The following is a 26,386-nucleotide window of genomic DNA, read 5'->3' as shown; positions in this document are numbered from 1 at the left end:
CTGATTATTGGGTCAAGAAATAGGCAGTCTGTTGGACTTTTTACCATTAAAACACTATTACCGCTCATTAGCCGTTGCGCTTATAGTGCCACTGCTAGTGGCTTTTTTACTCTGCTTACATTTATATTCTATTAAATTAGATCGAACGGTTGCTAAACGTGAAGCAGACTTTATTACACTGGCAGCACAACTTGAATATCGTATGGAAGCTGCGGAAGACTTAGTCAGCACTTTATTTTTACAATATGAACAACCCTTATCTTATCAATTTGACGGCCAGTGGTTAGAAGATGTTAATCAATTAGAAAACTATTATTATCGCAAAATTCCCTCTGGTGGAGGGGAGATTGTAGGCCAAGAACAATTTTCCTCAACACCTAATGCGCTCGCAAAATGGCAGCATGTAATTGCGCTAGGGCCTGCTTTTAATACAGCGCTGTCATTAATTCAGTCATTGGCGGCTGTTGCTTATGTAAATGAGCAAGGTTTTGCGTATGTTAAGCGTCGGGATGACGATAGCAGTATCTTATTAACACAGATACTTGATGGTGGTTTGCGTCCTGATTTTAGAGAAAACATGCTTTCCTCAAGCCGCATTATTAAGCTTGATGATAAAAAGTATTTTGCGATAGGTAAGCAGCGAGAGCAAGGTAGTCAAGACTATATAATTTTAATCTATGATCTGGGGGCTGTTTCTGATTGGTTAAGAAAAATATCATCAAAAAACGGTGAGTATATATTTTTAACTGAGACGAATACGGTTATTGCCAGCTCTGTGAATGAGATTGGAAATGTCTCTGAGCTTGATCAGTATTGGTCATCTTCAAGACCGGTAAAACCAATGCAAGGAGAGTGGGACAGTCGTGATAATTTAGTTGTTTTTCAAGATAAAAAACGGCAACCCGTTTATGCCGCATATTTTGAATCTCATTACCAGTTGGTGCCGCCTATTCGCTATGAGGTCATTATAGAGTTTGTTTTTTTAAGTGTTTTTTTAGTGATGATGTTCAGTGTGGTGTTTTGGCTAAGTCGTCGTATTTTTGTTAAGCCAATGACGTATTTAATGGCTTTCCTTGAGCAAAATGATGAGCGCTATAGTGACAATTTAGATTATCGTATACCCATAAATTGGCAGCCTTGGTTTAGCAGAATAAAACGAGTGCTTAATGAAAATCAGCAATTAGTAGAATCCTTACAGCTAGCAAATACTGAACTAGATGCTCAAGTAAAAATAAAAACGAGAGAGTTGGCACGTAGTTATGAAGCAAAAGAACGCCATTTAGCATTACTTAATACTATGCTAAATAGCGTACCTGACTTAATTTACTTTAAAAATATCGACGGTTCATTTTTAGGGTGTAATCGTGCATATGAAAAATACATAGGCATTGAGCAAGGTCAGCTGGTGGGCCAGCAGCTTTGTGATATCAGCGATGATAGCCATCATATTAATGAGTTAGAGCAGCATGTTTTAAAAACGAGAAGTAAAGCAGAACAACGAATAGAAACACCGCAGCAAACGTTTCAATTAACAATCGCGCCTTTTTATAATGATCAAAACCATTTATTGGGGACCATGGGAATTGGCCGTGATATTACAGCGCAGCAACAGGCTTTATTAGCATTAAGGGCTTCTGAATCAAAGTTTAGAAGCGCTATTGAATATGCTGCAAACGGTGTTATTTTGCTGTCACTTGAGCATACCGTATTACAATTGAATAAAACTGCCCGTAAGCTTTTTAAGATTGAGCAAGCTGAGGAGGCAATGCCTTTAGCTGATTTATTTGGGGCAGGCCAATGGCAGGAAATTGAGTCACTGCTTGCATTATTATTGAGTGAAAAAAAGAAGGTTTACCATCTTACTCTTGCGCAACAAGAGCTGCAAAGCTGGTGGCAACTCAGTGTGTCGTTAGTGTGGGATGCTCAGCAAGCTCCTTATTATTATGTTATTCATATTCAAGATATTAGCGCTTTGACACAAGCTAAACAGGATGCTGAGCGGGCAACCGAAGCTAAAAGTCGCTTTATCGCTAATTTGAGCCATGAAATACGTACGCCTCTAAACGCAGTTACTGGGTTGATTGACATGATCACTCAGCAGGGGATCACAAACCAACAACAGCAATATGCAGTGCAAGCAAAGAATTCAGCACAAAGCTTATTAACGATGTTAAATCGAATGCTCGATTTTGCTCGTGTAGAAAATAGCTCAGTCCGCCTAGAAATGGTCACGTTTGATCTCGTAACATTAATTGATAGCTGCGAAAGCTTATTGACCGGGCTATGCCAGCAAAAAGGATTGACATTTAAGATCGAAGTTGACCCTGATATATCAGCGCAATTGATTGGTGATTATATTCGTTTAGAGCAAGTTCTGGGTAATCTGCTGACAAATGCAGTTAAATTTACAGAGCGAGGATGCGTCACTCTCAAGTTGCAAAGTAGAGAGACTGGCTCTGCACTACAGCATGTTTGCTTTAGGGTGATTGACACCGGAATAGGTATTGGTAAAGCTGACCAAAGTCGGTTATTTGACGCATTTACCCAAGGTGATGAATCACTGACACGTACCCACCAAGGTGTAGGCTTAGGGTTAGCCATCGTAAAGCACGAAATTGCATTAATGGGTTCTGAAATTGCGCTAAAAAGTGCAAAAGGAGTGGGGAGCGAGTTTTATTTCAGCATTGCATTCAATGCTCCTGATGCAGAGGTGCCAATTCTGTGGCGTAACACCTTAGTTGTTTACGATCAGGCTGAAACGAATTTATCGAATGCGCTTGCACCAATGACAGACTTACATTTTAGCCGTATCGCGGACGTAGGTAAAAATGTAATGCTCACTGATTACCAGAAAGTTATAATCAGCGATGTTGACGTATCAACGTTACTGAGCTGCGAATACCAAAAAGCTGCAATAATCACACATAATATATCCCTTTACGTTATTCAAACTAGTCAAACGATAACGCTGCCCTCTATTGCTAATATTCCTATTTACATTATTAAAAGCAGTGCATTAGTACAGCGTCTTATGCAACCTGTGGCATTATTTAGTAATGCCGAAGTAAAAGCGCCGATACCCCTAAACATTAAAGGGATGTTAGTGCTTGTGATTGATGATAATCAGCTTAATATCGATATTATTAGTAATGTTTTAACTCAAGCTAATATTAATGTACTTACGGCGACAAGTGCTTTGTTAGGCTTGGAGTTAGTCAAGAAAATAATGCCAGATCTCATTCTAATGGATATACAAATGCCAGAAATGGATGGCTTACAGGCAGCGCAATTGCTGCGTAAGCAATATGATCAACAGCAGCTGCCGATTTTTGCGCTAACGGCGCATTGTGAACAAGCAGACGAGGATCGTTCATTAGCTGCAGGAATGAACAAACACCTAACAAAGCCCGTTATAGCCCCTACTTTATTGCAAGCAATTAATGATCTTGAAATTGAAATTCCCAATTTTTATGATGAACCTTTTGCATTGGAACAATTCTCCGGTGATAGTGATTTATTACTGGTTATGCTGGGGAAGTTTGCTAAATTATGTAATGACCACCTAAATAAATTAATAACATATAATCAACCAAGAGAACTGGAACGGTTAGTGCATAGCATTAAAGGCGTATCAGGAAACCTAGGATTTTGCAGGCTCTCAGAGTTGGCTAAGCAACTAGAGTATAAGTTACGCGCCTTGAAAGAAGCCGATCCATTATTACAGGATCAACTTATACAGGAGTTAAAACAAGCCATGGCTTATATCCAGATACAAGGACTAGCAGATGTTAAAAAGAGCTAAAATACTTATTGTTGATGATGATCCTCTAAATCGATTGGTATTGGAGAAAACACTTGCAAGTGAGCATGATACTTTCTTGGTTGAAAATGGTGAAAAAGCACTCACTTTTTTAAAATCGACAGCGGTTGATTTAATTATACTTGATATAGTGATGCCTGGTATTAGTGGCTATGAGGTATTAATTCAGTTAAAAGAAAATCCATCAACTCAAGCTCTCCCCGTTATTTTTATTTCGGCCAATACAAGTCATGATGATGAAGCTAAAGGGTTTGAACTAGGTGCTATGGATTATATTGCAAAACCTTTTAGCCCTACAATTGTAAAAGCTCGTGTCAGAAATCAATTACTTATAAAACAGAAAAATGACTTACTTGAAATGCTAGCATCCATTGATGGTTTGACGGAAATCCCAAATAGGCGTTATTTGGATGAAAACTTATCTCGGGAGTGGCGACGAAGCCGCCGAGCTGGAACCCCATTATCAGTTTTACTTATGGATATAGATCACTTTAAACGTTACAACGATTGTTATGGCCACCGTGCTGGAGATGACTGCTTGAAACGTATTGCGCATGCATTAGTGGGCGAATGTGAGCGTGCAAGTGATTTTGTTGCGCGTTATGGGGGAGAAGAGTTTGCTGCAGTTTTACCCGATATGGGAAAAAATGAAGCGTTGCAGTTTGCAAATAAGTTAAGAGATGCAGTCAACGGATTGAATATTCCGCATAAGGCATCATTAAATGCTGATCATATAACAATAAGTATTGGTGTTGCGACAACAGAGTGCGGCCAAGTATATGGCGAACATACACTGTTAGAAGAGGCTGATTTAGGGTTATATCAAGCGAAAGATGCTGGTCGAGATATCATTGTTGCGCGTGTCATTCGAACGCAATAATAAAAGAGCGAGTTAGGTTTTTAAAAGCTTTCAATGTTGTAGTTAGTTAAAATAAAATCATGGGTAGATTGTTATCTACCCAGCGCAATATACCCAAGGCACCTCAAGATGCAGAATTCAGCGTTTCACAGGTGCCTGTGAACCGCCCAATGGGTTAGTTTAAAAGCGATTTATACTGCGTTACTTTTATAAGGGGTTGATTTTAAAAATAGAACCACTATTACTTGCAACTAATGTCTTGTCTAAATCGCTTTTAATTCCAACGACCCTCGCATCTTGAGGTGGTTTAGGCAGATAATACCAATCTGCATAAATATTTGAACAATTTAACGAATTAAATCACGCTATAACGTCGTTAAAAATTTTTTATTTAGAACAACTAGGGCGTGTTGACCTTTGTGGATTGAAATTTGTTCAATCTAGGGGCGATTTAATCGCGGCGCGAGGTTTGTAACCTAGCGGGCTAAGTCAAAACCGAGCAACAAAGAGTCAATCGCCCCTAGGAAGAACCCTTTGGGCAGCGCATGTTTGGCATTTATACTGCGTTATCGCCTATTTATGGGGAACAACCACACTGCATAGGCGCTGTCTTGCCTAAATACCAAACATACTGCTGCAAAATTAATCACGAAAGGTCAACACGCCCTAGATATAAAAATTTCTGCCTAGGTATAGCGCAATTTTCTTGTCGTTAAATAGACCCCATATCTACGCAGATTGGTATAAATGTTAGTTAAGTGATTTATAGATGGTATCGCCCACCCCAATGAGTTTCTCATTTTTAAATACAAGCGCAGTGCACTCATCTTTGGTCATTTTACCGTCAGAGTGAATGCTGTGAGTGGCGTAAAATAACACCTGATACACATCATCATTCTTTTTTAACAGCTCAGAGAAGTTAGGCGTTTTAAGTTTACTTAAAACAGATTGATAACTGCTATCTAAATCAATATTTGCAATAGCCTCTCGATTATATTTGTGGTGCTTTTCCCAGCTAGATGTATCACTGCCTGCCCAATGTGTTTCTGCTTCACCATCTGATACTGCAATAACGCATCCAGTTAAAAATGGTATTGTAAGTGCTGCGATTAAAAGTGTTTTTTTCATTATATTTGCCCTGATGCTAAGTACGGTATTTATTATTGAATATTTAGCAAATAGCTGGCCAAGTTTTTAGCTTGTTTAAAATCAGTGTGTTAGGTTTTTTGAAACCATATACGATGTGTGAATAGCATATGGCTTGGTATTTATAACTAATAATTAGTCTATTAGACCAGTCTATTTCGGCTCTCACCTTGGCTAAATGCACTGATATTCAAGCTTATCTGTTTAACTAGGCGAATGATTGACTCTTCACTGGCCCATGCAATATGAGGGGTTAAAATTAAGTTATGGCCTTGATAACTTACTAGCGGGTTAGTGTCAGTGGCAGGCTCCTTCGTTAACACATCAACCCCAGCTGCAGCAATTTGATTCTCAGCGAGTGCATGGGCTAAGTCAGTTTCATTTACAATACCGCCTCTGGCTGTATTAATTAAAATAGCACAGGGCTTCATCATACTTAGCTCTTCTGCGCTAATTAGATCTCGGCTTTCATCAGTTAAAGGGCAATGTACGCTAATAATATCAGCGCTTTTTATTGCTTGATAAAATTCAGTGCGGCCTTGCCTAACGGGATGGTTTTTACGCTCAGCAAGAATGACGTGTGCGCCAAATGCATTGGCTACAGTTGCAACGGCTTTACCTAATGAACCATAACCAATAATCGCTAATGTTTTACCCGCAATTTCGTTAAAACTATAATCAAGACGGCAAAACATTTGGCTTTGCTGCCACTGCCCCTGTTGGCAATCATTAATATAGCGATGTGTATTACCGAGCAAGTTAGTAATTAATGCAAAAGTGTGTTGAACAACGCTAGGTGTAGAATATCCAGCTACATTGGCGACTGCAATGCCAAGCTCTTTCGCTGCGATTAAGTCGACATTATTTGTGCCAGTTGCTGCAACGCAAATAAGTTTAACTGCGGGGAGTTGTGCGAGCGTCTCGCGATTAAGTACAACTTTATTAGTGATCAACACATCGGCACCTAGGCTATGAGTAATAACTTGCTCAGTGCTCGTTAGAGGGTAGCTTTTAAACTTACCAAGCTCTTGAAAAGGCTTAAGTGAAGTGCCTGCTAAAGTATCGCTATCGAGTAGAGTGATATTCATACTATTTCCTTTAAAATAAAAATTATAAATACTTGACCTTAGTGTGTGCTCTAAGGTTTATAGTAAGTAAAAGTTGATAAAAATTCATTGGAGACGATGATGAAAATAGGCGAATTTGCAAGCCAGTTAGGTGTCTCAACAGATACATTAAGGTACTACGAAAAGCATGCTTTGTTAACGGCTACATCGCGGACACAATCTGGGTATCGTGATTATAGCCAGTCAGACTTAAAACAAATGAAGTTTATTTTACGCGCAAAGAATGTCGGTTTTAGTTTGTCAGAAATTAAAGAGTTACTGCAAATTAAATTTCATAAACAGCAGCATTCATGCCACGAAGTTAAAAATTTAACCTTACAAAAGCGAGATCTTGTTGCAGTGCGCATTGCTGAATTAACGCGCTTTCATCAGTCATTATCTGTTTTAGCTGACAAATGCTGTGGCGGTGAAGAGCCCGCAGATAACTGCTCTATATTAACTACTTTGGAGGATATCGATGGACTTACTCAATAATTTTTGGCAGCTATTTTTATTATCTGCACCTTGGTTAATGCTTGGTTTGCTGATCGCTGGCATGCTTAATGTTTATTTACCTGTTAACTTTCTTAACAAGCATTTGGGGAAAGAAGGTTTCTGGACCACGGTTAAAGCCGCACTGATTGGTGCGCCAATGCCTTTATGTTCATGTGGTGTTATCCCTGCTGCCATAGGGTTAAGACGTGCGGGCGCGTCAAAAAGCGCAACAACTGCATTTTTAGTCTCAACGCCAGAAACTGGGGTTGACTCGGTATCTGTATCATACGTTTTATTGGGCCCATTTATGGCCGTTATTCGTCCAATCGCAGCAATTTGTAGCGCAATCGTTGCAGGTGTTTTAGTTGGGCGAGATACAAAGGATGAGCAACCAATTGATCTAAAAAGTGATGAGGGCTTAGCGGGGAAACCAAGTTGCTGCTCAAAGAAACAACCTGAACCGACAGTAAAACCTAGCTGTTGTTCATCAAGTACAGGTTCAATAAAGGTAGAAAGTGAGACATGTTGCGCACCAAGCGCAGAGACAGCCAAACAAATTAATGAACCAAGTTGTTGTGATACGACAGACACGGTGACTGATACGCAATGGGAGAAGTTTAAACAAGCAGTAAGCTTTAGTTGTAATAAGTTGCTATCAGATACAATGAAATGGCTCATGATTGGTTTATTTTTTGCGGCATTGGTTCAAACTTTCGTACCTGAGTCATTTTTAACTCAGTGGGGGAGTGGTATTTTGGCAATGCTAGTGGTGATATTGATTAGTATTCCAATGTATATTTGTGCCACTGCCTCAACCCCTATTGCGGCTGGATTATTATTAAGTGGTGTTGCACCAGGGGCAGTTTTGGTCTTTATGTTGGCGGGCCCTGCAACCAACATAGCTACTCTTGGCGTTGTAGCAAACGAACTTGGTAGGCGAGCGGTTGCAGCCTATTTAACAGGGGTAATAGGCGTTGCATTACTGTTTGGCTTTTTAACTGATTACCTTGTTGCTGAATTTGGTTTTGTAGTTACGCCATTGCTAGGTGAGGAGCACCAGGTATTGCCGCATTGGTTAACTTTGCTCAGTGGGGTCATTTTACTGACATTAATGGTACGTTTAGTAGTCAAATTTGCTATTGGTAAATATGGAACTACTGGTAAGAGCATTACATAGCTAATTGTTATTAAAGGGTTTTGATGATTTTGTTTAACATCAATAGATGACTAAGTTAATGACTTAGTTCGCATTTTCAATTGCCTGAGTTATAATCGTCAACAGAATATAAACGGTACGCGATTGCGTGCCGTTTTTTTAACTTTAAAGATGCACAAATGAGTGAGCTCGTGGATAAGTACGCCGATATAAGACCCTACAATGATGATGAAGTGGCCGCATCAGTGGCACGCTTAATTGATGATAATGCGTTTGTTGATGTGTTAGCTAAATATAATCTGCCGCGATTTTTATCTACATTCTCGATTGTTTCTCGTGCGCTTGTTAGGCGTCAATTACGTAAAAAATGGGGCGCTATATCCACTGTTGAGGAAGTTCAACAAGAAGTATCTAGATATTTAGCAATGTTAGTTAAGCGGACAACGTCAGAGGTAACATTTTCTGGACTTGATAAACTAGATCCAAAACAAGCTTATTTATTTATTTCAAATCATCGCGATATTGTATTGGACCCAGCGTTAGTTAATTGGGGGTTATTTAGCTATAAGATGAAAACAGTGCGTATTGCTATTGGCGATAACCTACTGCAAATCCCTTATATTACAGAGCTAATGCGCTTAAATAAGAGTTTTATTGTAAAGCGTTCTATTAAAGCCCCAAAAGAGATGTTTCGTGCTTTGTCACACCTTTCTGCTTATATTTATGATTCATTAATCGGTGGTAATTCAATTTGGATTGCACAAAAAGAAGGGCGTGCAAAAGATGGATTTGATCAAACAGACCCTGCATTGCTGAAAATGTTGCAATTACAGGGGCGGAAGCAGAAAAAAGAATTCTCTGAATATATTCGCGAATTAAAAATTGTACCTGTGTCTATCTCTTACCAATATGAGCCGTGCGCAATAGCCAAGGCTAAAGAGCTCTATCATAAGCTACATCATGGTAAATACACCAAATCAGCAGGTGAAGACATAGCGAGTATCGTTGAAGGGTTTAGTGCGGCCAAAGGGCATGTGCATCTAGCATTTGGACAGCCGGTTGAAGATGGTTGCGACTCACCTGAGCAGCTAGCAAAGACAATCGATGAGCAAATCATTGATTCATTCTTTTTACACCCAGGAAATTATATTGCTGGTGGGTGTAAACAAGCCGTTATAGATAAAAAAGATGCCGCAGAGTTTGAGCAGCGTATGGCGTTAGTTCCTGAAGAATTAAAGTCATTAGTGTTGGCAATGTACGCAAAGCCTTTTGAACGTAAAGCTGAGTTAAACAGTAGCGAAAGTTATAAATAAATTAAGTCTCTATCAAGTCGTTTAGATAGATTAAAGCCGTTTTTAGTAGACGGCTTTTTTTTCGTTTAAAAAACGGGCTATACTTAATTTAGTGTTTTTTATTAACTGTTAACCATGCAACAAATTGAAATATTTGATATTCCAAGTCCTTGTAAAGGTATATGCGAGGTGAATAACCGAGGCTATTGCAAAGGGTGTTATCGTAGCCGGGATGAACGGTTTACATGGAATACATTCACGAATGCGCAGAAGAGAAAAGTGATAAGCCTCTGCCAGCAGCGATATAAACGTTATCAGCAAAAAGTGCCAATGACGAATGATTCGATAATACCTAATCAGCAAACTGATTTTGATTTTTAATTAAGGTTGTACTTATTTTTTAGCAAGTGCACTGTGCCATTTTTATTTAGTTTATTTAATTGGGTTTCTAATTTTGGAATTAATGCTTGATGACGTGAATGTAAAAAATGAAAGCTTTTAATTGGGATTAATACTTCTTTGTGGAACTGATTTGCATCAAAACTTGGGTGGGCAGTATCTAATAGGAAATCGAGTAAAATAGCCCCTTGAACTTTCTTTTGGGTAAGTAAGTTAAGCTGCGCAGTGACACTTTTTACACGTATAACATCGCCAATATATGGGTGTTGGTCAAGGTAGTTTTGCGCTGCAGGGTAACCAGATTGAATCGCGATATTAGCTATTTGATCAAAGTTACATTGTTGACAATTTTTCAATAAAATCAAATCAAATTCAAATAATGGGACATTGACTAATCGTAAGTTTTTATATTTTTTATTGATACTTGCAACTCGACCTAGTTGACCATCGAGCGTACCGTTATTTGCAGCTGCAAGCGAGCTCTGATGGTTGAAGTCTATAATATGCAGTTCGTAGCCAAGCTCTTTATATGCCATCGTCATTAACTCAATAACATAGCGTGCTTGCTGTGTATCGGCGGGTCGATTGAAAGTCATATATTTAGTTTCAGCCATACTACGGCAAGGGGAAAGTAATAGAATGAATATGAAAATCTGCAAGATATATTTAATCAACATGTCTCCAGGTGAGGACGAAAAAACGCCACTAATTTACGTTTAAATCCCTCAAAGAGCAAGGTTAGCTACTACTTTTTGCTCGTTTTAAATTATTATTTGATATACTAAGCTCACTTATATGGTTTGTAATAATAACGGGTAATTGATGTCATTTAACTTATGTTTACTCCCTAGAGAGCAAAAATATCAAATTCAATTAGACTATGAAGCATCGTTTTGGGCGTATCAAATAAAACGTGGAAAAAGCACTCGCGAACAAATATATAACACCATACATAGCCGCCCTGTTGCTGACCAAGTATTTCTTAAGCAACAATTTGAGCAATATTTAGCAGTTATGCTGAGTTAACCATGGCACTTAGGTTTGAATGTTTAGATCCTGTAAAAACGCCTTTAGTAAATAAATTTTATGATTCAAATGGCGCGCGAGGACGAGCAAACAAACAAGATGCTGTGTGGGTTGCCTATGCTGACTTTGACATAATCGCAGCATGTAGAATTCAAAATCGCGGTGATCACTTATTTTTATCTACCTTATTAGTTGCGCCACCTTGGCGTGGTAAAGGGATTGCAAGACAGTTACTTAGCCAGATCATAAAAAGTCAACAGCAAGAAGTTTATACATTTGCATACCAAAGTTTAATTGATTTTTATCGGTCAATTGGGTTTAACTTTGTGTTAACATTACCAGAACCTTTAGCGACACTATTTTGTTTTTACCAGCAACGAAAAATAGTAGCAATGAGCATTAGGTCGAGTAATTATTTAAAATAAAACTTGGGGTTATGAATGAGCAAATGGTTTAAGGTTATGACTTTTTTTTTCTTAGCCATCAATATCGCTATTAGTCACTTAGCTGTTGCACAAGTAAAACGATTATCACCAAGTGAAGGGCTATCACAAAGTTACGTCAGTAACATGTTGATTGATAACAATGGATACCTTTGGCTGGCAACCGAAGGTGGGCTCAATCGTTATGATGGTTATCAAGTGCTGCACATTGCAGGTCCTAATGGGGAATTGGATGAAGCTGTCATTGATAGTATTTATCAAGATTCAAATGGTTATATTTGGATTTCATCCATTCTAGCTGGTTTGTTTCGCTATGATCCGAGTACCGACAGTTATCAACAGTTTTTATCAAAACCCATCACTGCACAAGAGATACTTAGTCAATCTATTTTTAGCATGATTGCGGTTGATGATAAATCACTGTGGATGGGGCGAGGGTGGGATTTTGCTAGGTTAGATATTGCGAGTGGACAAATAGAAACGATTTTTGAACTACCAGAGCGCACTCGTAGCACTGTCATCCGAGAGTTACTCCATTACCAAGATTATATTTTTATCGCCACGAGTATTGGTGCGTATGTGTATCATATTCTAAGTGGTGAATACCGCCCACTAGAGCACCTAAGCGGTGACCCCGATCATGTATATCAAAACTATGTTAAGTCCTTTGCGTTAGGCGAGAGTGGCCGTTTATTGGTTGGGGCTGTTCGCGGTCTATATGAAGTAGATATTAGTGATTTACCAACCATGTTTGAACGTCCGGATATCCCTTTTAAAAATAAAACACTACTGGCTGATTTAAATATATGGAAAATTATTAATGAGAATTCATCAGTAGAGCTAGGTACAGACAAAGGCTTATTTAAGTATGACTTAGCGAGCGGTGAGTTATTTAAAAGCCAGAGAATAAATGATAGCGATTACTCACTTTCTGACGCAAGTATTATCGATATAGTTAAAGATAGTAATGGTGCTATGTGGGTGGCAACAAAAAGTGATGGTGCATTTTATTTGCCATCAGATCATTACCATTTTAAGAATGTTAACAGCAATATTTTGAAAGGAGATGGCTTATCACACCCCTCTATTTGGGGAGTTGCTGAGTTTGAAAATAAAGTATGGTTAGCAACAAATAATGGTTTAACTGCGGTCGATTTAGAAACCTTGCAAGGGCAGGTGTTTTTGAAGGACTATCAGGTTGATTTGTTTACAACAGAGTTTAGCATTTACAAGGTTATGCCTTATAAAGGTAAGTTGTGGCTACACAGTAATCGAGGGGTATTTAGCTTTGACCCAAAAACATATGAAGTAACACCAGCAAAAAGTGCGCAACCTAGTAAACAACATTTAATTGATGGTTGGGTTCACGGAACAACACTAATGCCCAATGGTGATCTTTTTTACGTGCACTCAGATCATGGTATGTTTACCTTCAATTTAGATAGTCAGATTATTACGCCATTAGAAGGTGATTTTAATAGTTTTGAACCTTTCTTAGTTTATGGATTTTTACCACCATTACCAACAAAACCAGACGCGCCTTTATTTTATAATGCAGGTATTTTATACCACGTTGACCCGCAAACCTTTGCGTTATCAAAAATTTACTCAGTGCCAAAACAGCATGAAAATGTTGCTATCAATGTGATGTCATATATTGTTGATAACAATAATATATTGTGGATTTCATTTTCAAATTACGGCCTTATTGGATTAGATGCCAGTAACTATAAGCTGCTTTATACGATAGATCTTGATAAAAATAAATTAGGTACCTTGCTCTATGACATGGTGTTGGATGAGGCGGGAATGATTTGGATGAGTAGCCACAAAGGTATTTGGCGATTGAATCCACAGAATCAACATTTTCAGCAGTTCACAACATCAGAAGGACTCGTTTCAACTGAATTTAACAGTGGTGCATTTACACGTCTAAAAAGCGGTGAAATTGTTTATGGAACATTAAAAGGCTTTACTTACTTCTACCCGAATGAAAATTATCCACAGCATGGGTTAATTGATAAGGTCAATATTACTAATATCGATCTAATGTCGCGAGAGCTATCTGAAGATCTAAAACAGCCAATTAATCAGGTTATTTTAAATCATGATGATATCGGTCTTGAAGTCGCTTTTTCAGCCATGGCGTTTAATTACCAAGAGCGTATTGTTTATGAGTATCAGCTTTCTGATGGTCAAAAATCATATACACGAAATAATAATCGTGTACTTTTTCCAAAACTTAATCCTGGTGAGTATCAACTAAAAATCTGGGCTAAAGACCCTTTAACTGGAGATTATACTACGCCCGCAGTATTAGATATTATTGTGAAGTATCCACTGTGGCGAGCGCCTCACTTTATGGTTTTTTACGCGATAATTTTGTTTGCTTTAGCCGGTGCTTGGAATATGCGCCGTAATCGTATACAACAATTATTACTTGCTGCACATAGAGAAAGCCAAGAGAGTGAAGCGCGCTTAAAACTAGCGTTGGAGGGAAGTCATTCTGGTGTTTGGGATTGGCAGTCTACGAGCCCTATTATCTATCAACCACGGCTTAAAAATGAACTCGATTATGATATGGACGCTGTTAATTTAGACGATTATTTAGCAAAAATACATCCGCAGGATAAACAAACATTTCGGTTAGAGTGGCTAGAATTTCTTTCTACGGATAAAGGCTATTTTAATTGCACTTACCGTTTACGCCACAAAAATGGCGATTGGCGTTGGTATAAAGATTTTGGCAAAGTCGTTGCTTGGCAAGGCAGTACACCAATAAAGGTTGCGGGCACTTATACAAATATGACACGCGAATTAGTTTTTGAGGAGCACGCGCGACTATTTGGTGCTGCATTTGAGCAAACACGAGATTGGGTGTTTATTTTAGATAAAAACTTACGAATTTTAGCAACGAATAAAGCACTGCAAAATGCATTTAACTTTCCGTCAGAGTACCGTTCTAGTCGTTCGCTTAACTTAGGGCTAGCACGAACTGTGCGCGTGAATTACTTACGTATCATGAAAAAACAATTGGTTGGTGAGCATTATTCTGCAGAAGAAACAGTATATTTAGCAAGTGGTGAAGCACGCCAAGTACTCATAAAAATAAGCGCTGTTGCAGGAAGTGATCAGCGTTTAGAAAGCTATGTAATTATTTTGACAGATATTAATGCGCAGAAATTAGCTGAAAATGAATTGTTTTTGTTGGCTAATTATGATGCTTTAACAGGTTTGCCTAATCGCACATTATTTAACGACCGTGTTGAGCATGCGCTTGAACAGGCTAAATCTCATGATTGCAAAGTTGCATTACTAAATATAAATATTAAACGTTTTAAGTACTTTAATGACTCATTAGGGCATGGCGTAGCCGATGAAATTATAAAATCAGTAGCCTTACGATTAAAAGCCACAATACGTCCTCAAGACAGTATTGCACGCTTTAGTGGTGATGAATTTATGCTGCTAGTTGAAGATATCAATCAAGTAGAAGAGGTATTGTTAGTTTGCGCTAAACTGATGCAGTGCGTGAGTGAAAATATTGTCGCTAACGAACAAGCACTTAATGTTAGCCTTAGTATTGGAGTTGCTATTTACCCAGATGATGCCAGCAGTGATAAAAGCTTAATTAAAGCGGCTGACATCGCTCTTTACCACGCTAAAAAAAGCGTAGAAGGATGTTACCAATTCTACAAGCAAGAAATGAATGTTCATGTTCAAAAAGCCTTACATTTAGAGTCTCAGTTGACCAAAGCATATCAAGAACATGAATTTTGTAATCACTACCAAGCTATTGTAAATGCACATACCCAGCAGGTTGAGGGATTTGAAGTATTGCTTCGTTGGCCTGAGAATGATGAATATAAGACTCAAGAGTTTGCTTTAGCCGCTGAAGGGATAGGGTTAATCACTAAAATTATGTTACAAACTCTTGCGCGGGCTTTAATTGAACTAAAGCAATGGCGACGAATTTCACCGCAGCTATATATATCTATTAATTTATCTGCGTTGGATTTTGAGTATAAAAACTTGGTGAGCGAAATTCGTCAAGCCTTGATCACCGCAGGTGTACAACCTCAATCCGTTGTATTTGAGATCACTGAATCTGTGTTAATGCATGATTCATCGTATGCACAAGAAAGCATGCTTAAGCTTAAGCAGTTAGGCTGTAAGTTATATATGGATGACTTTGGTACTGGCTATGCCTCATTAACTTATTTAAAGCGCTTTCCAATTGATGTACTAAAAATCGATCGTAGCTTTGTTAATGATATAGGGGTGGATAGTGATGACGAAGCAATCATAGAGTCAACGCTTGCACTGGCTAAAAGTTTAGGAAAAGAATGTGTTGCTGAAGGGGTTGAAACACCAGAGCAATTAGCTTTTTTACGAAAGCTTGGATGTAATTTATTCCAAGGTTATTTATTTAGCAAGCCAGTCCCTGGCGATGAAGTTGCGATGTTATTAGAGCATGATTGGCGAGCGCTACTGGGTTAAAATAACGTACTTTAATCTTGGCGCTCACCACAATGGCGACAGTATAAGTGTTTTGAGCGAGAGCTAAGTTGAACTTTAATTGCTTTATTTGCTTCTTGTTTACTTAAACCTAATTTACAGCGTAGATTTTCTAGGTACTCTGCTTGGTCGTCATCAATTTGACCGTCATGTAGGCGCTCATGTACTGCATCGCTAAACATGATCCTACGTTTTCGTAGTTGTTCAGAAAAGCTTGACGCTAATAAGCCAGTAGGTATTGCTACCATGCCCATGCTTAGCAATGTGATTAGACCACCAAAAAAACGCCCTAGTGGAGTAACGGGCACCACATCGCCATAGCCAACGGTTGTCAGAGTAGCCATTGCCCACCACATAGCAGCGGGAATAGAGCCAAATTTATCAGGTTGAATATCATGTTCAATTAAGTAAATCCCACATGAAGCTAAAATGAGCACCACCGCCATAATAAAAAATGCAGCCATAAGTGAGCTGCTTTCATCACGAAATGATTGTAAAAGCAGCTGCATTGCTCTTGAGTAACGAGTGAGCTTAAAAACACGTAATAGTCTAAATACCCGCAAGAAGCGTAAATCGAAAGTAATAAAAAACATTAATAAGGTGGGTAGAATCGCTATAAGATCAATTAATGCCAATGGTGAAAATACATATTTAATACGGCGCTTTAAATTACTGCATTTCATACTCGTGTATTCGATACGCTCAACACACGACCACACTCTTAATAAATACTCAATGCTAAAAATACTCACAGAGATCAGTTCTAGTAATAAAAACTCATGTTTATATTGCTGCGCTAGACTGATTACAGACTCAAGCACAATCGCAACCACATTTATCATGATCAATGATATTAGAAATACATCAATGTAATGACCCACTTTACGGTATTCACCGTTGCCTTCGAAAAATAGAGCTGTGCGTTTACGTAAATTATTCAAATTAAATCCGTGTGTTCAAAAATATTGTTGTTTCAGTTTTAGTTATTATATGCAAAAAATATACGACTATACGTTGTAATAATGATACGTTGTAATAATGGCAGCCCCTTTTAATTCCAACAGAACCTCGCATCTTGAGGTGGTTTGGGTATACACATTATAAAACCTCTGAGCAGTATGTGATTATTTTTTGCTTAATATCAGTACTCGAAATATCAGGGGTTTGTGGTGCAAACATAACGTCAATATTATGCGCTTGTAATGCATTCGCAGCTTCATTCCAGCGCTCACTGTTTTGCCATTGCCCACCAACAACTACTTTATTAATTCCCCATGCTTTTATCCACCTACAAGCGCTCTGGGTCTTTATAATTGGACTTGGTACTAAGGCCACATGATCCACGATCGCCAATGCGCTTACTATGGTCATTCTTTCATGCTGGCTGATGATGGGAAATGTTTTTTTATTTTCAAAGCACAAGTCATCTGGCGCAACAGCAACAAATAGTTCACTGCCTTGGGCTTTAGCAAACTTTAAGTAATTTAAATGACCAATATGAAATAAGTCAAACACACCCAGGGCTAAGCAGCGTGTATTATGGTTACTTTTATTTTCTGAGTTTAGGGTCATGTCTGCATACTTTTGGCTTTATCGGTGAGTTTATTTATTAATATGTCGTGTTTATCAAAAAAAGAAAGTTGGTTTAATGTGTGCTCTAATTTTCCCCATTCGCTCATTAGGCATAATTTATAAAGTCTTGAATACACAAAGCACTGGGTTAATAACGAAAATGATCGAATGTTTTTTGCACATAAAATTGTATCAAAGAGTGGGTCGGGTGTTTGCCAATCTCCATAAAGTGCATTTAACGTTAGTTCAGGTTGGGCTAGATGCCATACATTGCCATGGGGAGTTATTTTTTCGACTAAATTTATAGTTGGATACTCTGTAATTCTATTCCACTCAAAGGGAATATCACTCATCCAAAGCCCGCAAATAGTACGCTGACTGACGGTATCAACGCCAAAGCCACAAAGATCCATGGTCACTCCATCGGGGTGGGCAAAGCAGCGAGGGTTAATTAAATCATAGGATCGCATATGCTCATGCCAACCTTGGCTTTTTAAAAGTGTAATGGCTTGCTCCATTTGTCCCCAATCAACCCCAATATCAATGTCTTTATCAAAAGGCAGGATTGCGCCTTCGCGTATTATGCCTAGTAGGCTACCGGCGGTGGCAAAGGATTTAATATTTGCTTGACGAAAAAGAGCAAGGGTTTGCCATAGTAAGCTTTCATGTATTTCGGTATCGAATTCAACGTTTGGTTTTGGTTTATAACTATGATTAGGTGGCGTGTTTAACAGCACCTCTAGTGCATGGCGATATTGCTCAACTGCTTGGGGCAGCTCGCGTGCTTGTTGGTAGCACATGCCTAGCGTATGGCTAGTCTCGCTTGATGTTGGGTGTGCCGCTAAGGAAGCTATCAATGATTCTATGTGATTTTTTGCTGTGCCTTCTATCAGTGCGATTTCGGCCAAATAACGATGTGCAATCAAACATGAGTTATCTTGGCTCAGTACATACTCAAACTGCCCCCGCGCTAATTGATATTGGTTTTGTTGGTATAACTCAACGGCCTTTATTAACTCGGCATGTATAGTGCTCAATTGTTTATCTTCCGTAGGCATAAACTTAATTCACAGTCCTTTTACAATAGAACATGTTTTTAATAATGTATTGTTTTTAATGCTTAAAGGTAGAGTGCAGCTTGGGGCGATAATGACTCTATTAAAATCCAAATGGCGGCTGCAAGATGAAAAAATTCGTTCAATTTCTTTTGCTTTAAGTGGGCGAGGTAATAATAATTTATCCAATAGCCCTACAAATGTAATATCAGGAAAGCGAGTCAGTAAAGCCTTTATAGCTATAACATCATCACAATCATCAATTGATAGTAATGAGAACTTCTTACTATCAAGGAAATCAAAATAAATAGGTGCACTGCAATGATAATGAATAAGGTGGTGCTGGTGGGTTAATTGCGTTATACATTGTTCATCATATGGGGCTACGAGAGTTTTAAATTGCTCATAATTGCAAAATGCAGCGCTCGAATGAAAGCTGCAGTAGTAAATTCTAACATTTTTGATTAACAGTAAAGCGTCAATATATTGCGCTGTAATATCTGTTAATAAAGATAACATTTTTTTATAAGATGCGTGCTCTAATTGGGCTGCTGTTAATGTTCCCCCCAACATTGAATTTAAGTGATAAAGCGGAGAGTAAACCGTTGCAAAACATGCTTTATTGGTACTGCTAGGGTGTTCGCTAACACGTTTGTGTGCTTCAATATTTATGAGTAACTGCGGGCAATCGTTTAATTTTTTAGGGCTTTTTTCATCATTTAATAAAGCTGATAAATTATAAACATAGCTGTTTTTTTCAACTGACCCCAAAGGGTTATGTTGAAAGTGTCGTTTAATGCCAAATGCACTGCATACACTATTACTATTACAGCTTAGTTTAATAAAGCAATGATCATGAATATCTTGATAGGCAATAACTGACTCAGCGAGTAAGTCAGCATCTAAGTCGATATTTGGCCAGTGCCTCCAAGTCGTTACTTTCAACTAAAGCGCCTTATAGTGTCAGTACCATGTTTATACTGCCTTCTTCAAAATCACGGGTTATCTTAAAACCAAGTTTACGAGCAAGCTCGATCATGCCGGTATTTTCAGGCAGCGTGATCCCTTCAATAAATTGCACCCCTTGGCTTTGGCAATAACCAATCGCAGCACGCATAAGCATTCCTCCTAATCCGAGTCCTTGGCAATTAGATCGCACTACAATCGCAAACTCAGCATGAACTTTATCAGGATCCATTAAAACACGAGATACACCTAAAGTAAGGTGTTCGCCCGATTGCTCTTGAGTGACGATAAAGGCCATTTCACGGTCATAATCAATCTGCGTCATTTTAGCGAGTTGGTCATGATTAAATTGTGGCAGTTCTCCAAAAAAGCGTTTATAACGATCTTCTTTACTTAATGATTGATCAAATGCCTGATGGGCTTGCTCATCTTCAGGTTTGATAGGTCGTAATATGGCGGTGCTACTATTTTTTAATGTGACATGTTCAACTAGTTCAATAGGGTAAGGGCGGATAGAGAGTCGTTTACGGTGCGACTGTATTTTATAACGATTCAAAGTCATGGTTGCATCAAGGACTAAAAATTGCCCGTTACTGGCTAAAATAGGGTTTAACTCAACAGAAGTGATGTCAGGTTGATCAATAACTAACTGAGAAATACGCGTTAAAAGTGCGCATAAGCGATATTTGTCAACCTTCTCTGGCAGAATGCGATCTTTAAGCACACCTTTATCATGTGCCGCAGCAATTAAATATTTTGCTAAGTTCATATTTAATGGTGGCAGGGCGACCGCTGCTTGAGCAAATTCTAAGCCTGTGCCTGCTTCACCAAGAAGTATAACAGGACCAAAGTTAGGTTCAGTTTTTACGGCAATTCGCAGTTCATTCGCGCCAGCTCTCGGTGCCATTTTTTGTAACGAGAAACCTTCAATAATTGCATCGGGGTAGGTGTTTCGTATTCTTAATAACATCGCAAATGCGGTTTGCTCTACCTCTTGAGCATCATTTAAATTCAGCACCACACCACCGACTTCTGATTTAGAGGGAATGCTTGGACTAATTAATTTAAGGGCGACAGGAAAACCTAATTCAATTGCTTGCTCTTTGGCTTCTGTGGGGGTGTAAGCCACTTCAGTTTGAATACATTCAACGCCATAATGAGTCAATATTTGACTTGCCTGATGAGTTGATAAATAGCTTTGCTGCTCTTCTAAAAACTCATTGACGGTTTCTTTAGCTGCTTGCTTATTTATTTTCGCATCGTCCGTATTTGACTCAGGCGTTTGCGTTAAATGCTTTTGGTTACGACGATAGCTCACTAAATGCATAAAGGCTCTGACAGCGCCCTCTGGGGTACGATAGGTTGGAATGCTATTGTTACTACATAAACGCCTAGCAGCATAAGCAGCATCTTCACCCATAAAGTTGGTGATCACATAAGGGCGCGCCATTGGCGGGAGTTTGTTAAGAGTCTGCGCAATAATATGCGCATAGTCTTCACTGGGTGCCAGTGCCGATGGTGTATGAATGATTAATAGGTTTTTCACTTCTTTAGCGTGTAGTAATATTTCTAATGCTTGTTGATAGCGTGCGGGGGCTGAGTCACCAAAAATATCAACTGGATTTGAAGTCATATCTGATTGTGGAATGACTTTATTAAGCGCGGCGCGTGTCTCCTCGCTCAGTTGTGTGAGCTTTCCTGAGCTTTGTAATAGGCTATCAACAGCCATTACACCAGGGCCGCCGCCATTAGTTAAAATGGTCAGCTGTTCAACTTTTAATAATTTAGGGTGCATGGCGAGAGTTTGTGTTGCTGCAAATAACTCGGTTAAATCATTAACTCTTAACATGCCGGCACGTTGAAATAGTGCATCATACACGGCATCAGAACTTTGTTGTCCGCCGGTGTGTATTTCAGCCGCGAGTGCACCTGCGGCTGTTTTTCCCGTTTTAATCGCTATAACGGGTTTGCTAAATGCCGCAGCCCGCGCAGCGGAAATAAAGCTGCGGATATTCTCAATGTTATCAATATAAAGTAAAATAGCTTTGGTTTTGGCGTCCCGTCCTAAAAAATCCAGCAGCTCTGCAAAATCAATATCAAGGCAGTCACCTACGGATACAAAATATGAAAATCCAATTTCTTTATGCTTAGCCCAATCTAAAATAGTTGAGCATACAGCGGCTGATTGAGAAATAAACGCCAGTTTACCTGGGCTTGCTACTGTGTGTGAGAAACTCGCGTTAAGCCCCAAGTGAGGAATAAGCAAACCGAGGCAATTAGGGCCAAGTAAAGAAACGCCAGCGGTAAGTGCCGCTTGTTGCAGAGACTCTTTTTGTTCTTTATTTAAGCCCGCAGCAATAACAATGGCATTTTTACATCCTAGCTCACCTAACTCATTAATAATATTTATTAAAGTGTTCTTGTTGGTACAAATAACCGCAAGGTCAGGTATTTTTGGTAAGTCAGTTATGGATGGATAAGCAAGCACACCATGCACTGCAGAGTGTGACGGGCTAACGGGCATTATCGGCCCTTTAAAGCCACCTTGTAATAAATTTCGCATTACAACAAACCCAGCACGGGTTTGATTGTTTGAAGCACCAATAACGGCTACGGAGGTTGGATTAAAAAACTGACTAATGCGCTTTACACTCATTGCTTTTCCTTTGCTGTACAGGACGAGTTAAGTTTAGATACTTACACTCTAATATCCCAATCTATACTCATTAATGTAACCTGTTTATCACGAAGTTTCGAGTGGCAATGAGTCTTAGCTAGATCTATATCAAGGAGTTATAAATGAATAAATCACAAAGCAACAGTTTGACTGTGGCTGCTGCAGTATTAGCCGTTGGGTTATTAGGTTTGGGCTTGATCTTAAAAAGTGCTGCAATTGATGTAAAAAATATGGAGCGTACTGTCACAGTGAAAGGGCTTGCAGAAATAGAAGTGGCAGCGGATACGGTAATTTGGCCATTGCAATTTAGTGATGCTGACAACGACCTTGAAAAGTTAGTAGCGCGCATTGAGCAAAAAAATGATGCCGTTATTGCTTTTTTAAAGCTACATGGCTTTGATGATGACGAAATTAGTCGAGGCGCGCAATCAATTGTAGATAAACAAGCAAGAGAATATGGCGCTGAAAACCAGCAATTTAGATATATAGCACGCGCGAGTGTAACCGTTTATTCATCACAGCCAGATAAAGTTAAAAATGCTTTAGCGAAAGTAGGGCAATTGGCTAAGCAAGGGATTGCCATTGTGCAAGATAGTTATGACACACGTATTGAATATTTATTTACGGGGTTAAACGATGTTAAACCTGCCATGGTGCAAGAGGCGACTGAAAAAGCGCGTGAAGTTGCGATTAAATTTGCCAAAGATTCGCAATCAAAGTTAGGTAAAATTAAAACAGCACGCCAAGGTCAGTTTAGTATTTCGGATCGAGATTCAAACACACCACAACTTAAAAAGATCCGCGTTGTAACAAGTGTTGAATATTATTTATCTGACTGATTTACCGCGCGTGTGGCGGTTAGGGCGCGTTGATCTTTCGTGATTGATTTTGCAGCCGTATGTTTTTTATTTAGGCAAAGCAGCGCCTGTGATGTGTGGTTATTCCCCATAAATAGGCGATAACGCAGTATAAATTCCAAACATGCGCTGTCCAAAGGGTTCTCCTAGATTGAATAAATTTCAATCCGCAAAGATCAACACGGCCTAATATAAAATGGCAATGTGAACATTTGAAGGCGTTATTTGAATTAACATTAGGTGTTCACGCTCGCTCATTTTTATTAATGTTGTTGTAAGTAGCTTTCAATTTTTTCTGTCTTACAACGCAGGTAAGCGCTTGCTAACAATACCGTGTATTCATTAAGTGTGTGGCTCGAAAGAGTGTTTTTTAGGTTGATCAGCGCATTTAAAAATGCAGCCGTATTGATATTTTCATGTTGCTTAAACTGCGCTTCCATCAGCGCGAGCAGTGCGGAGAATTCGTGTTTTGGCAAACTAGTTTGCTCAATATTACACGTAATGTAACATGCAACAGGTGTTAGTCCGGCACTATTTGCCTGGGTAAGAGCTTGTAAGAGGCTTTCGTTACTTTCAAATAGCATTAATGATCGAACATAATTAAAGGGAAGTTTATTGGCATCACAGTGGCTAAATAAGGTGTGTATCACATTATTGTTAAGGTCATTCTGCAAGGCAAATCCACTGTTAAATTTAAGCCCTGGGGTGAAAAAACTTAATAAATCAGTGCTTTTAAATTCACTAATTAAATCTTTAGGAAATGGATGCTCTGTAAGTATTCGGGTCGCTACATTTTGCAAATAGCTGTACTTAACATCCATCCGTTGTGCACTTTGGTATAAATGTACCAGTTGCATGCTTTGTTGCTGTGACGATAGTGTTGGGAAGTCATCGACAACGGCTTGGAGTTGGTGGTGCTGTAACTGTTGGGTGAGCTGCTTTATGCATGTGTCCATTGGTAGTCCCTCATTATCGTTTATTCTATCCTAGCTGAAATCACTTACTGGTCAAGCTGTTAACGAGCTAAAATTTAGGTTTATGAACAACAAAAAGGCCGCAATTGCGGCCTTTAATATACTTATATAGGTGTTGTTAAGCAGCTGATTTACTTGCAACCCATTGGTCAACAAATGTTTCTAGTACGTTTAATGGTACTGCACCATTTTTTAGTACAACGTCATGGAATTCACGAATATCAAACTTGTCACCAAGTTTCACTTTCGCAGCTTCACGTAGCTCTAAAATCTTAAGCATACCTACTTTGTAGGCTGTTGCTTGTGAAGGCATTACAACGTGACGTTCAACCATTTTTACGCCATCTGAGGTCGCGTTTGGTGTGTTATTCACGTAATAGTCGATACCTTGTTGGCGAGTCCACTTCATTTCGTGGATACCGGTATCTACAACTAATCGACATGCACGCCATAGTTCCATAGCAAGACGGCCGAAATCTGAATATGGGTCTTCATACAGGCCCATTTCTTTTGGTACTAATTCAGAGTATAAACCCCAGCCTTCAATGTACGCTGTGTAGCCACCGAATTTACGGAATTTAGGGACACCTTCAAGTTCTTGCGAAATTGCTATTTGCATGTGATGACCTGGAATACCCTCATGGTAGGCTAATGCTTCCATTTGGTACGTTGGCATCGCTTCCATGTCATAAAGGTTTGCGTAGTAAATACCAGGGCGTGAGCCATCTGGTGCTGGTTGTTGGTAAAACGCTTTACCAGCTGCTTTTTCACGGAATGCTTCTACTGCTTTTACTTTTAAATCAGCTTTTGGCTTAACAATGAAAAGCTCGTCTAAACGCGTCTTCATGTTATCGATCATTGCTGTTGCTTCATCAAGATAACGCTGCTTACCTTCAGCTGTATTTGGATAATAAAATTGCTTGTCAGTTTTCATAAACTGCATAAACGCTTTTAAATCACCTTTGAAGCCCACTTTATCTTTAATTTCGCGCATTTCATCATGAATGCGAGACACTTCAGCAAGACCAATAGTGTGGATTTCTTTTGCTGTTAAGTCGGTCGTTGTTGTACGTGCTAATGCGTTGTTGTAGAACGCTTCACCATCAGGAAATTTCCACGCACCATCGCGATCGTCAGCACGCTTTTCAAGCTGCGCTAAATAATTAATTAGCTTAGAGTAAGACGGTTTTATAGCCGACTTAAGCGCTTTTTCAGCGTCATTGATTAGGCTGTCTTTCTGTGCTTGATCAATTTCCAATGCCGTTACTTTACGTTTAAAGTCAGCAAGTAATGTTGAATCTTCGCCTTTTTCAAATGGCGCACCGAGAATGATGTTTTTGCTTGAATCAATCACGTGTGGAAACACAAACTTAGGTGCAATAATGCCTTTGCTAGCACGTGTTTCTAAATCTTTAATTAACTGATCGATAACCGTTGTTACGCCATTTAAGCGAGATATATACGCTTTTGCATCAGACACATCACCAATTTGGTGTTGGTTGATCATAAATGCTGGGATCATCGAGTGAACACCAAACATTTGGTTTACTGGGTAGTTATGGTAGCGCCATTTAAAATCAGCAATGTTATTTTCAAGATCTTGTTTTTTAAGATCATAGCTAACTTTGGTGCTGTCATCTAACAAATCACGATTAATTGCGTTTAACGCGACAAGATCGTCTTTGGTTTGTTGTAGGTCTTTTAGGGCACGTTCTTCGCTGCCATCATCCCATTTGTCGTAATCTTGTTTGATACCCATATAAGTTTGGTAAACCGGGCTGCTCATTACATCGCGGTTAAAGGTATCTTCGAAAAACGCATTGGCTTTTTCTATTTCGCTTTGTACAGGCTGTGCTTGTACGCTTGGTGTACTTTGTTGCTCAGGTGTTTGCTGGCAACCACCTAGCAGTGCAATACTCACTGCAGCGGCGATAAAGGTAAGTTTACGCATGTTTTCCCTTTTGTTGTTAGAAACCATTAAAGGTTGTTCGTTATTATTAGTGTGTAATTGTTCATTAAATTTGA

The 26,386-nt window shown here is 39.0% G+C and carries 20 protein-coding genes; 10 read left to right on the top strand and 10 right to left on the bottom strand.

Annotated elements, in window-relative coordinates; genetic code table 11:
- Positions 1–31 precede the first annotated feature (31 nt).
- Together ADS77_RS11690 and ADS77_RS11685 are read left to right on the top strand one after the other, a co-directional pair.
- Positions 32–3,802: a PAS domain-containing hybrid sensor histidine kinase/response regulator gene (locus ADS77_RS11690; RefSeq protein WP_054454563.1), complete on the top strand. Its 3,771-nt coding sequence runs from the start codon at positions 32–34 to the stop codon at positions 3,800–3,802.
- On the top strand, positions 3,786–4,700 hold the full coding sequence (locus ADS77_RS11685; protein WP_054454561.1) for a diguanylate cyclase: 915 nt from the start codon (positions 3,786–3,788) through the stop codon (positions 4,698–4,700). The genes ADS77_RS11690 and ADS77_RS11685 overlap by 17 nt, the downstream gene beginning before the upstream one ends.
- A 729-nt stretch (positions 4,701–5,429) precedes the next feature.
- Here ADS77_RS11685 and ADS77_RS11680 read toward each other — a convergent pair.
- Both ADS77_RS11680 and ADS77_RS11675 read right to left on the bottom strand, forming a co-directional pair.
- On the bottom strand, positions 5,430–5,807 hold the full coding sequence (locus ADS77_RS11680) for a DUF3192 domain-containing protein (RefSeq protein WP_054203118.1): 378 nt from the start codon (positions 5,805–5,807) through the stop codon (positions 5,430–5,432).
- 161 nt (positions 5,808–5,968) lie between these two features.
- Positions 5,969–6,913 carry a D-2-hydroxyacid dehydrogenase gene (locus tag ADS77_RS11675; protein ID WP_054454559.1) on the bottom strand — a complete coding sequence of 315 codons (945 nt, stop codon included), beginning with the start codon at positions 6,911–6,913 and terminating at the stop codon, positions 5,969–5,971.
- 99 nt (positions 6,914–7,012) lie between these two features.
- Here ADS77_RS11675 and zntR point away from each other — a divergent pair, with 99 nt between their 5' ends.
- The 4 genes from zntR to ADS77_RS11655 all read left to right on the top strand — a co-directional run bounded on the left by zntR (position 7,013) and on the right by ADS77_RS11655 (position 10,255).
- Positions 7,013–7,426, top strand: a complete 414-nt coding sequence (gene zntR, locus ADS77_RS11670) for a Zn(2+)-responsive transcriptional regulator (protein ID WP_082355674.1) — start codon at positions 7,013–7,015, stop codon at positions 7,424–7,426.
- Positions 7,410–8,603, top strand: coding sequence for an SO_0444 family Cu/Zn efflux transporter (locus tag ADS77_RS11665; RefSeq protein WP_054454556.1), 1,194 nt, complete (start codon positions 7,410–7,412; stop codon positions 8,601–8,603). Before zntR ends, ADS77_RS11665 begins: the two co-directional genes overlap by 17 nt.
- Before the next feature lie 158 nt (positions 8,604–8,761).
- Complete coding sequence (locus tag ADS77_RS11660; protein ID WP_054454555.1) at positions 8,762–9,895, top strand: 1-acyl-sn-glycerol-3-phosphate acyltransferase; 1,134 nt, start codon at positions 8,762–8,764, stop codon at positions 9,893–9,895.
- Between the two features lie 114 nt (positions 9,896–10,009).
- Complete coding sequence (locus tag ADS77_RS11655) at positions 10,010–10,255, top strand: DUF1289 domain-containing protein (protein ID WP_054454553.1); 246 nt, start codon at positions 10,010–10,012, stop codon at positions 10,253–10,255.
- On the opposite strand, the gene ADS77_RS11650 is transcribed toward ADS77_RS11655, so the two are convergent.
- Entirely contained in the window at positions 10,252–10,869 is a 618-nt protein-coding gene (locus ADS77_RS11650) for a transporter substrate-binding domain-containing protein (protein ID WP_235575770.1), read from the bottom strand. The genes ADS77_RS11655 and ADS77_RS11650 overlap by 4 nt on opposite strands.
- 226 nt (positions 10,870–11,095) lie before the next feature.
- Between ADS77_RS11650 and ADS77_RS11645 the strand changes: the two genes are divergently transcribed.
- The 3 genes from ADS77_RS11645 to ADS77_RS11635 are packed head-to-tail and all read left to right on the top strand — an operon-like array spanning position 11,096 to position 16,242.
- Complete coding sequence (locus ADS77_RS11645; RefSeq protein ID WP_054203124.1) at positions 11,096–11,299, top strand: DUF3283 family protein; 204 nt, start codon at positions 11,096–11,098, stop codon at positions 11,297–11,299.
- Positions 11,300–11,301: 2 nt separating this feature from the next.
- Positions 11,302–11,724: a GNAT family N-acetyltransferase gene (locus tag ADS77_RS11640; protein ID WP_054454550.1), complete on the top strand. Its 423-nt coding sequence runs from the start codon at positions 11,302–11,304 to the stop codon at positions 11,722–11,724.
- A gap of 15 nt (positions 11,725–11,739) precedes the next feature.
- Entirely contained in the window at positions 11,740–16,242 is a 4,503-nt protein-coding gene (locus ADS77_RS11635; RefSeq protein ID WP_054454548.1) for an EAL domain-containing protein, read from the top strand.
- An 11-nt stretch (positions 16,243–16,253) separates the two neighbouring features.
- Here the strand turns inward: ADS77_RS11635 and ADS77_RS11630 are convergent, their stop codons facing one another.
- From ADS77_RS11630 to ADS77_RS11610, 5 genes are all read right to left on the bottom strand, one after another.
- Positions 16,254–17,201, bottom strand: coding sequence for an ion transporter (locus ADS77_RS11630; RefSeq protein WP_054203127.1), 948 nt, complete (start codon positions 17,199–17,201; stop codon positions 16,254–16,256).
- A 157-nt stretch (positions 17,202–17,358) separates the two neighbouring features.
- Positions 17,359–17,832, bottom strand: coding sequence for an adenylyltransferase/cytidyltransferase family protein (locus ADS77_RS11625; protein WP_054454546.1), 474 nt, complete (start codon positions 17,830–17,832; stop codon positions 17,359–17,361).
- Complete coding sequence (locus ADS77_RS11620; RefSeq protein WP_161803882.1) at positions 17,829–18,869, bottom strand: tetratricopeptide repeat protein; 1,041 nt, start codon at positions 18,867–18,869, stop codon at positions 17,829–17,831. Before ADS77_RS11620 ends, ADS77_RS11625 begins: the two co-directional genes overlap by 4 nt.
- A gap of 30 nt (positions 18,870–18,899) precedes the next feature.
- Positions 18,900–19,832, bottom strand: coding sequence for a uroporphyrinogen decarboxylase family protein (locus tag ADS77_RS11615; RefSeq protein ID WP_054454543.1), 933 nt, complete (start codon positions 19,830–19,832; stop codon positions 18,900–18,902).
- A gap of 10 nt (positions 19,833–19,842) precedes the next feature.
- The gene (locus ADS77_RS11610; RefSeq protein ID WP_054454540.1) at positions 19,843–22,509 is read right to left on the bottom strand and encodes a bifunctional acetate--CoA ligase family protein/GNAT family N-acetyltransferase; all 2,667 of its coding nucleotides are present in this window, start codon (positions 22,507–22,509) and stop codon (positions 19,843–19,845) included.
- A gap of 143 nt (positions 22,510–22,652) precedes the next feature.
- Here ADS77_RS11610 and ADS77_RS11605 point away from each other — a divergent pair, with 143 nt between their 5' ends.
- Positions 22,653–23,369, top strand: coding sequence for an SIMPL domain-containing protein (locus tag ADS77_RS11605; RefSeq protein ID WP_054454538.1), 717 nt, complete (start codon positions 22,653–22,655; stop codon positions 23,367–23,369).
- A gap of 281 nt (positions 23,370–23,650) precedes the next feature.
- Here ADS77_RS11605 and ADS77_RS11600 read toward each other — a convergent pair whose 3' ends face one another.
- Together ADS77_RS11600 and ADS77_RS11595 are read right to left on the bottom strand one after the other, a co-directional pair.
- Positions 23,651–24,343 carry a hypothetical protein gene (locus ADS77_RS11600; protein WP_054454536.1) on the bottom strand — a complete coding sequence of 231 codons (693 nt, stop codon included), beginning with the start codon at positions 24,341–24,343 and terminating at the stop codon, positions 23,651–23,653.
- 136 nt (positions 24,344–24,479) lie between these two features.
- The gene (locus ADS77_RS11595; protein ID WP_054454535.1) at positions 24,480–26,312 is read right to left on the bottom strand and encodes a DUF885 domain-containing protein; all 1,833 of its coding nucleotides are present in this window, start codon (positions 26,310–26,312) and stop codon (positions 24,480–24,482) included.
- Positions 26,313–26,386 lie beyond the last annotated feature (74 nt).

The organism is Pseudoalteromonas porphyrae (assembly GCF_001298125.1).
Classification (GTDB): domain Bacteria; phylum Pseudomonadota; class Gammaproteobacteria; order Enterobacterales; family Alteromonadaceae; genus Pseudoalteromonas; species Pseudoalteromonas neustonica.
This window is presented reverse-complemented; position numbering and strand designations above follow the sequence as displayed.

Excerpts from the sequence above, each read along its gene's own strand:
- ADS77_RS11685 (WP_054454561.1), top strand. The coding sequence starts at position 3,786 with ATGTTAAAAAGAGCTAAAATACTTATTGTTGATGATGATCCTCTAAAT.
- ADS77_RS11680 (WP_054203118.1), bottom strand. The coding sequence starts at position 5,807 with ATGAAAAAAACACTTTTAATCGCAGCACTTACAATACCATTTTTAACT.
- ADS77_RS11675 (WP_054454559.1), bottom strand. The coding sequence starts at position 6,913 with ATGAATATCACTCTACTCGATAGCGATACTTTAGCAGGCACTTCACTT.
- zntR (WP_082355674.1), top strand. The coding sequence starts at position 7,013 with ATGAAAATAGGCGAATTTGCAAGCCAGTTAGGTGTCTCAACAGATACA.
- ADS77_RS11665 (WP_054454556.1), top strand. The coding sequence starts at position 7,410 with ATGGACTTACTCAATAATTTTTGGCAGCTATTTTTATTATCTGCACCT.
- ADS77_RS11660 (WP_054454555.1), top strand. The coding sequence starts at position 8,762 with ATGAGTGAGCTCGTGGATAAGTACGCCGATATAAGACCCTACAATGAT.
- ADS77_RS11655 (WP_054454553.1), top strand. The coding sequence starts at position 10,010 with ATGCAACAAATTGAAATATTTGATATTCCAAGTCCTTGTAAAGGTATA.
- ADS77_RS11650 (WP_235575770.1), bottom strand. The coding sequence starts at position 10,869 with ATGACTTTCAATCGACCCGCCGATACACAGCAAGCACGCTATGTTATT.
- ADS77_RS11645 (WP_054203124.1), top strand. The coding sequence starts at position 11,096 with ATGTCATTTAACTTATGTTTACTCCCTAGAGAGCAAAAATATCAAATT.
- ADS77_RS11640 (WP_054454550.1), top strand. The coding sequence starts at position 11,302 with ATGGCACTTAGGTTTGAATGTTTAGATCCTGTAAAAACGCCTTTAGTA.
- ADS77_RS11635 (WP_054454548.1), top strand. The coding sequence starts at position 11,740 with ATGAGCAAATGGTTTAAGGTTATGACTTTTTTTTTCTTAGCCATCAAT.
- ADS77_RS11625 (WP_054454546.1), bottom strand. The coding sequence starts at position 17,832 with ATGACCCTAAACTCAGAAAATAAAAGTAACCATAATACACGCTGCTTA.
- ADS77_RS11610 (WP_054454540.1), bottom strand. The coding sequence starts at position 22,509 with ATGAGTGTAAAGCGCATTAGTCAGTTTTTTAATCCAACCTCCGTAGCC.
- ADS77_RS11605 (WP_054454538.1), top strand. The coding sequence starts at position 22,653 with ATGAATAAATCACAAAGCAACAGTTTGACTGTGGCTGCTGCAGTATTA.
- ADS77_RS11600 (WP_054454536.1), bottom strand. The coding sequence starts at position 24,343 with ATGGACACATGCATAAAGCAGCTCACCCAACAGTTACAGCACCACCAA.
- ADS77_RS11595 (WP_054454535.1), bottom strand. The coding sequence starts at position 26,312 with ATGCGTAAACTTACCTTTATCGCCGCTGCAGTGAGTATTGCACTGCTA.